The organism is Halomonas sp. PBN3 (assembly GCF_000475415.1).
Lineage (GTDB): Bacteria > Pseudomonadota > Gammaproteobacteria > Pseudomonadales > Halomonadaceae > Halomonas > Halomonas shengliensis.
This window is the reverse complement of record NZ_AXCA01000177.1, coordinates 1-7,176: the sequence shown is the minus strand read 5'-3', so window position 1 is coordinate 7,176 and position 7,176 is coordinate 1. Positions and strand designations below refer to the sequence as shown.

7 protein-coding genes and 1 pseudogene are annotated in these 7,176 nt (G+C 69.0%); 7 read left to right on the top strand and 1 reads right to left on the bottom strand.

All coding sequences use genetic code 11. The annotated features are described in order from the left end of the window. Positions 1-428: DUF1853 family protein (locus Q673_RS31375; RefSeq protein WP_023006714.1), on the bottom strand; the 428-nt coding region annotated here is incomplete at its 3' end. Positions 429-524: 96 nt separating this feature from the next. On the opposite strand from Q673_RS31375, the gene osmF reads away from it, so the two are divergent. The 7 genes and pseudogenes from osmF to Q673_RS37005 form a co-directional block, all read left to right on the top strand. Continuing rightward, positions 525-1,451, top strand: a complete 927-nt coding sequence (gene osmF / locus Q673_RS31370; RefSeq protein ID WP_023006713.1) for a glycine betaine ABC transporter substrate-binding protein OsmF — start codon at positions 525-527, stop codon at positions 1,449-1,451. 39 nt (positions 1,452-1,490) lie between these two features. Continuing rightward, positions 1,491-2,414 (top strand): annotated as a pseudogene (locus tag Q673_RS36075) (ABC transporter permease); the annotation flags it as partial. Between the two features lie 219 nt (positions 2,415-2,633). After that, positions 2,634-3,590 (top strand): ABC transporter ATP-binding protein, encoded by a 957-nt coding sequence (locus tag Q673_RS0118585; protein WP_031218437.1) that lies wholly within the window; start codon positions 2,634-2,636, stop codon positions 3,588-3,590. A gap of 65 nt (positions 3,591-3,655) precedes the next feature. After that, positions 3,656-4,318 (top strand): ABC transporter permease, encoded by a 663-nt coding sequence (locus tag Q673_RS31365; protein ID WP_052004269.1) that lies wholly within the window; start codon positions 3,656-3,658, stop codon positions 4,316-4,318. Positions 4,319-4,483: 165 nt separating this feature from the next. After that, positions 4,484-5,704, top strand: coding sequence for a thiamine pyrophosphate-dependent dehydrogenase E1 component subunit alpha (locus Q673_RS31360; RefSeq protein ID WP_023006710.1), 1,221 nt, complete (start codon positions 4,484-4,486; stop codon positions 5,702-5,704). A gap of 1 nt (position 5,705) precedes the next feature. Then, positions 5,706-6,683, top strand: a complete 978-nt coding sequence (locus Q673_RS31355; RefSeq protein ID WP_023006709.1) for an alpha-ketoacid dehydrogenase subunit beta — start codon at positions 5,706-5,708, stop codon at positions 6,681-6,683. A gap of 37 nt (positions 6,684-6,720) precedes the next feature. Further along, positions 6,721-7,176 (top strand): biotin/lipoyl-containing protein (locus tag Q673_RS37005; protein ID WP_031218435.1); only part of this gene is annotated, 456 nt, incomplete at its 3' end.

The following is a 7,176-nucleotide window of genomic DNA, read 5'->3' as shown; positions in this document are numbered from 1 at the left end:
CAAGTCCGACAGACTGCTAGGTAGAACTTGATGGCCACCTCCAGGTGGACGATCGCCTCGCTGTCTTCCTCCCGATAGAGCAGGTCCAGCTCGCCCAGGGTCCGCTTGTCCTCGAGGATGCGCAGGTTGTGGGCGAGCAGTTCGGTTCCCGGCGCCCAGGCCAGCAGGAACTGCCAGAGTCGCTCGTGATAGAGCCCCATGCGCCCCTTGAGCGCCTTGCCGATGCAGCGCTCCAGCGGCTGTGGCCAGGCCTCCAGGGTGTCCAGCCAGCGGGCGGCGCGCTCGTCGTCGGCTAGCCCCAGAATGTCGCGGCCGGGGCGTCCCGGCCAGGGCATGCGGATGAGGTCGGGCACCAGCAGCACCCAGGCCAGCTCGCGCACCAGCGGATGATGGCAGCGATCCAGCAGGGGCAGGGCATCGGTGGGCATGGCGGCATCCTGTGCGTTGGCGAGGGGCACAGCAGGTATTCCCATGTTTCCTTATACTTCAGCGTACATCCATGACTCGCCAGGTGGTATTTCGCCATGCGACACGCCCTGCTTCCCCTCGCCACCCTCGTCGCCGCCGTTTCGCTGGGCGCCTCGCCCCTCCACGCCCAGGAGCCGGTCACCGTCTCGTCCAAGATCGACACCGAGGGCTCGGTGCTGGGGGAGCTGATCGTCCAGCGCCTGGAGGCGGCGGGTATTCCCGTCGCGTCGCGCCTGCAGCTGGGGGCCACCAGCATCGTCCGCGAGGCGCTGCTGGCCGGCGAGATCGACCTCTACCCCGAGTACACCGGCAACGGCGCCTTCTTCTTCGACATGACCGACAGCGACGTCTGGCACGACGCCGACGCGGCCTACGAGAAGGTGCGTGAGCTGGATGCCGAGAATGGCCTGGTGTGGCTGACGCCGGCCTCCGCCAACAACACCTGGGCGATGAGCGTGCGCGGCGAGCTGGCCCGTGAGCATGATCTAGCAACCTTCGAGGACCTGGCCCGTTATCTGGACGAGGGCGGCGAGTTCAAGTTCGCCGCCAGCGCCGAGTTCGTCGAGTCTCCCCAGGCCCTGCCCGCCTTCCAGGAGGCCTATGGCTTCACCCTGGACGACGACCAGCTGCTGGTCCTCTCCGGCGGCAACACCGCCTCCACCATGCGCGCCGCCGCCCAGCAGACCAGCGGCGTGAATGCCGCCATGACCTACGGCACCGACGGCGGCCTCAAGGCGCTGGACCTGGTGGTACTCGATGACACCCTGGGGGTCCAGCCGGTCTATCAGCCGGCGCCGGTGGTGCGTGCCGAGGTGCTCGAGGCCTATCCGGGTATCGAGGCGGCGCTGGCGCCCGTCTTCGAGTCGCTGGACCTGGAGACCCTGCAGTCGCTGAATGGCGACGTGGCCGTCAACGGCCGCCCTCCCGTGGACGTGGCATCGGATTACCTGGACACCCTGGCCCTCGACAGCTCGGAGCCGTAACCCGTGTCGCGCAGGGAGGCGCCGCTCAATCGCGTGGTGATGGCGCTGTCGCTGGTGGCGACGGCGACCTGGCTGGCGTTGCCACTGGCGAGCGTTGCCCCCAACCGCATCGTCCCCGGCACCGGCTATGCCACCTCCGACCTGCTGGGTTGGCCGCTGGCGCTGGTGGCCTGCCTGCCGCTGGTGGCACTGATGGCGCTTTCGCGGCGCCTCGATAGGGTTCGATGCCGCTTGGCCCTGGCGCTGGTGCTGGTCCTGTTGATGGCGCTGCCCGGTTGGCTCGCTTTTGCTTCTCAGCGGCTGGTGGATCCCGAGCTGCCCCAGGCGAGGCTGGGCATCGGGGCGGCCTGGTGGCTGTCGCTGTTCTGGCTGTCGCTGATGCTGATCGAGCTGCGCTCCCGTCTGGCGCTGGTGGGGTGGCGGGCGGCGCTGCTGCCGGTGGTGGTCGCGACGGCCTGGTGGCTGCAGGGGGCCTGGCTCGGCTCGCTGGCGCTCAGTCAGGAACTGGATGGGCGCCGCGGTGACTTCATGGAAGCGGTGGTCGACCACCTGCTGCTGGTCGGTGGTGCCGTGGGGGCGAGCCTGGTGCTGGGCGCCCTGATCGCCCTGGCGATGCGCCAGAGCCCGCGCGTCGAGCGTCTGGGCTTCGCGGTGCTCAACTTCCTGCAGACGATCCCCAGCCTGGCCTTGTTCGGGCTGCTGCTGGCGCCGCTGGCGTGGCTGGCGGCGCGTGTCGACTGGCTCTCGGCGATCGGCGTGAGCGGCATCGGCTGGGCGCCCGCCTTCCTCGCCCTGCTCGGCTACAGCCTGCTGCCCATGGTGCGCAACACCCATGTGGCCCTCTCCGAGGTGGATCCCGGCGTGCTGGAGGCCGCCCGGGGCATGGGCATGGGGCCTGGGCAGGTCTTTCGCCAGGTGCGCCTGCCCCTGGCGCTGCCGGTGGTGATCGAGGGCGTGCGGATCACCACGGTGCAGGCCATCGGGCTGACCGCGGTGGCGGCGCTGATCGGTGCAGGGGGGGCTGGGGTCCTTCATCTTCCAGGGACTGGGCCAGGCGGCCATGGACCTGGTGCTGCTCGGGGCGCTGCCCATCCTCGCCATGGCGTTGGTCGCGGATGCCCTGTTGGGGGCGCTGGCGCGACGCCTGGACCATCGCCGACTGGCGTCACCGGGAGGAGCACCATGATCGAACTCAAGGGCGTCACCAAGCGCTTCGGCGACGAGACCGCGGTCGACGCCATCTCGCTGACCGTCAAACCCGGTGAGCTGTGTGCCCTGGTGGGGACCTCGGGCTGCGGCAAGTCCACCACCCTGCGCATGATCAACCGTCTGATCGAGCACGACGCGGGGGAGATCCATATCGATGGCCGCCCCATCCGCGAGTTCGACGGCCGGCTCCTGAGACGACGCATCGGCTACGCCATCCAGAGCACCGGCCTCTTCCCCCACTGGACGGTGGCCCGCAACATCGGCCTGGTGCCGCGCCTGCTGAAGTGGCCGGCGGCCCGGGTGCGGGAGCGGGTCGAGGAACTCATGGGCCTGCTCGGCCTGCCGGTGGCGCAGTTCGCCGACAAGTATCCGTCCCAGTTGTCGGGTGGCCAGGCCCAGCGGGTGGGGGTGGCGCGCGCCCTGGCCGCGGATCCCGACATCCTGCTGATGGACGAGCCCTTCGGCGCCCTGGACCCGATTACCCGCGAGGGGCTCCAGGCCGAGCTGCGCGAGCTTCAGTCACGCCTGCAGAAGACCATCGTCTTCGTCACCCATGACATGGACGAGGCGCTGGCCCTGGCCGACCGCCTGGTGGTGATGAAGGCGGGGCGCATCGTCCAGCAGGGGGCGCCCTTGGAGTTGCTGCGCTCGCCGGCCGACGACTTCGTCGCCTCGCTGCTGGGTGGCGACGATCGCGGCCTCAAGGAGGCGGCCATCACCCGCGTCGCCGAGCGCATGCTGCCGCTGTCGCCACGCCTGCTTCCCCGGGCGCGAGTGCATCGCGATGCCACCCTTCGCCAGGCGCTGGCGGTGATGTTCCGCGAGCATGCCGACCGCCTGGCGGTGGTGGACGACGAGGCGATGCCGGTCGGCGAGCTGTCGCTGCGCCGCATCGTCGGGGCGGGGCGCGACGGGAGCGGTGACGCGTGAGGGGCCGCCGGGTGAGCACGTGGGTCGCGCCGCTGCTGTGGCTGTCGCTGTTGCTGCTCCTGGCGATGGGTGGTGACTGGCTCGAGCCGCTGCTGCGCTGGAGCGAGCCCGACGCGCGTCGGGTGCTCTATCCTCAGGCCGACCTGCTGACCCTTTTGGCACGCCACGTCCAGGTGGTGGCCATCGCCTCCGGCCTGGCGGTGGTGGTCGGCGTGGGGGCGGCGATCCTGGTCACCCGCCCGGGCGGCCGCGACTTCCTGCCGCTGGTGGCCCAGTTCGCCTCCATGGGCCAGACCTTCCCGCCGGTGGCGGTGCTGGCGCTGGCGGTACCGGTGCTGGGCTTCGGCACCTGGCCGATCATCGTGGCGCTGCTGCTCTACGGGCTGCTGCCCATCGTGCGCAACACCCTGGCGGGGCTCGAGGGGATTGACCCGGCGGTGCAGGAGGCCGCCCGCGGCATGGGCATGGGGGGTGCCCAGCGGCTGTGGCAGGTGGAGCTTCCGCTGGCCGCCCCGGTGATCCTGGCCGGCATCCGTACCTCGGTCACCGTCAACATCGCCACCGCGGCGCTGGGGGCGACGGTGGGGGCCAGCAACCTCGGCGCTCCCATCATCGCCGGCATCGTCAACAACAACACCGCCTATATCCTGCAGGGAGCGGTGATGATCGGCCTGCTGGCGCTGATGGTGGATAGCGTCTTCGCCCGCATCCTTCCCGCAAGGCAGTAAGATCGTCTGCTCTCATCGACCAAAGGAGGAGGCGTGTCGGCTGTCGATGTTCATCAGTTTACGTTAACGTCATCTCGGGTTGCGTTGACCCCTTGGGAGGGATCTTTCTGGCGAGGGGCGAGACTAGCGACAACACTGCCCTCAAAAGGGGTAGAGGAAGCCGAGATGACAACGACACAAGATATCCATTCGCCGCGGTTCCTGGCCGGCGACGAGTTTTCCATTCCCACCTTCCGCCTGCTCCAGCAGGACGGCACCCTCTGCGAGGGGGCCGAGGCCCCTGAGCTCTCCCGCGAGCAGGCGCTGAAGATCTACCACACCATGGTGGCCACCCGGGTGCTCGACGAGCGCATGATGGCGGCCCAGCGCCAGGGGCGGCTCTCCTTCTACATGCAGTGCACCGGTGAGGAGGCCGCCGTGGTGGGCGCCGCGGCGGCGCTCGACGACGCCGACATGATCATGGCCCAGTACCGCGAGCAGGGCGCCCTGGTCTATCGCGGCTTCAGCTACGACGAGTTCATGAACCAGCTGTTCGGCAACGAGCTCGACTACGGCAAGGGGCGGCAGATGCCGATCCACTACGGCTCGCGTAAGCTCCACTACATGACCATCTCCTCGCCGCTGGCCACCCAGATTCCCCAAGCCGCCGGCTACGCCTACGGCCAGAAGCTGGCCGGCGAGGGCCACTGTACCCTGTGCTTCTTCGGCGAGGGGGCCGCCTCGGAAGGCGACTTCCACGCCGCACTGAACATGGCGGCGGTGCACGAGGTACCGGTGATCTTCTTCTGCCGCAACAACGGCTATGCGATCTCCACGCCTTCCATCGAGCAGTTCGCCGCGGATGGCGTGGCGCCGAGGGCCTTCGGCTACCGCATGCACGTCATCCGTGTCGACGGCAATGACATCCTGGCGGTGCTCTCGGCGACCCGCGAGGCGCGCCGTATCGCCGTGGAGCAGAACAAGCCGGTGCTGATCGAGGCGATGAGCTACCGCCTGGCGGCCCACTCCTCCTCGGACGACCCCTCGGGGTACCGTTCGAAGAAGGAGGAGGCCGCATGGCGCGAGAAGGACCCCATCCTGCGCATGCAGCACTGGCTGATCGACCAGGGATGGTGGAACGACGACGAGGAGAAGGCGTTGCAGGAGTCGCTGCGCCGCGAGGTGCTGGAGACCATGAAGCGCGCCGAGAAGCGTCCGCCGCCGCCGCTGGACAGCCTGGTGAGCGACGTCTATGCCGACGTCACTCCGGCGCTGCAGCGCCAGCTCGACCGCCTCAAGGCGCATGTCCGCCAGTACCCGGAGGCCTACCCCAAGGGGGCGCGCTCCCTGGACCCGGACGTCAAGGCCCGCGACGACGACGCAGAAGACGCCCAGGGAGGGAAGTGAGATGCCGACCATGAACATGCTGCAGGCGATCAACCAGGCCCTGGACATCGCCATGGCCGAGGACGACAAGGTCGTCTGCTTCGGCGAGGATGTGGGCTTCTTCGGCGGGGTCTTCCGCGCCACCAGCCACTTGCAGGAGAAGTACGGCCGCGCACGCTGCTTCAACACCCCGCTGGTGGAGCAGGGCATCCTGGGCTTCGCCAACGGCCTGGCCGCCCAGGGCTCGGTGCCGGTGGCGGAGATCCAGTTCGCCGACTATATCTTTCCGGCCTTCGATCAGATCGTCAACGAGACCGCCAAGTTCCGCTACCGCTCCGGCGATTTGTTCAACGTCGGTGGCCTGACCATCCGCGCCCCCTACGGCGGCGGCATCTCCGGCGGGCTCTATCACTCCCAGTCGCCGGAGGCCTACTTCGCCCACACCCCGGGGCTCAAGATCGCGGTACCGCGCAACCCCTACCAGGCCAAAGGGCTGCTGCTGGCGGCGATCCGCGACCCGGACCCGGTACTCTTCTTCGAGCCCAAGCGGCTCTATCGCGCCTCCACCGGCGAGGTGCCTGAGGAGGACTACCAGCTGCCCCTCGGCGAGGCGGAGGTCACTCGCGAGGGCACCGACGTCACCGTGCTCGGCTGGGGCGCGCAGATGGAGGTGATCGACCGCGCCGTGGAGCTCGCCGAGAAGGAGGGCATCTCCTGCGAGGTGGTCGACCTGCGCTCCATTCTGCCCTGGGACGAGGAGAGCGTGGTGGAGTCGGTGCTCAAGACCGGGCGGCTGGTGATCACCCACGAGGCGCCGCTGACCGGCGGCTTCGCCGGCGAGATCGCCGCCACCGTGCAGGAGCGCTGCTTCCTCTACCTAGAGTCGCCCATCGCCCGAGTGACCGGCCTGGATACCCCCTTCCCGTTGACCCTGGAGAAGGAGTACCTGCCGGACCATCTCAAGGTGTTCGAAGCGATCAAGGCCAGCGTGGCCTTCTGATCCGATATCGGAAGCGACCAGTCGAGGAGACGACCAGATGAGCGATTTCATGCTGCCCGATATCGGCGAAGGTATCGTGGAGTGCGAGGTAGTGGAGTGGCGCGTTGCCGAGGGCGAGCGGATCGAGGAGGACCAGCCGGTGGTCGAGGTGATGACCGACAAGGCGCTGGTGGAGATCACCGCGCCCGAGCCGGGGCGTGTCACCCGCCTCTACGTGGCCCAGGGCGACATTGCCAAGGTCCACGCCCCGCTCTTCGCCTACGAGGCCGAGGGCGAGCAAGAGGCCAAACCCGCACCGGCCGAGGGGAACCAGCAGGCCGCGGCCGCGCCGGCGCCCGCGGGGCCCACCGGCGCAGAGCCGGAGGGCGACGGCGCCTCCCGGGAGGCGTCGGCGAAGGACTTCATCCTGCCCGATATCGGCGAAGGTATCGTGGAGTGCGAGGTGGTGGAGTGGCGCGTCGCCGAAGGCGAGCGGATCGAGGAGGACCAGCCG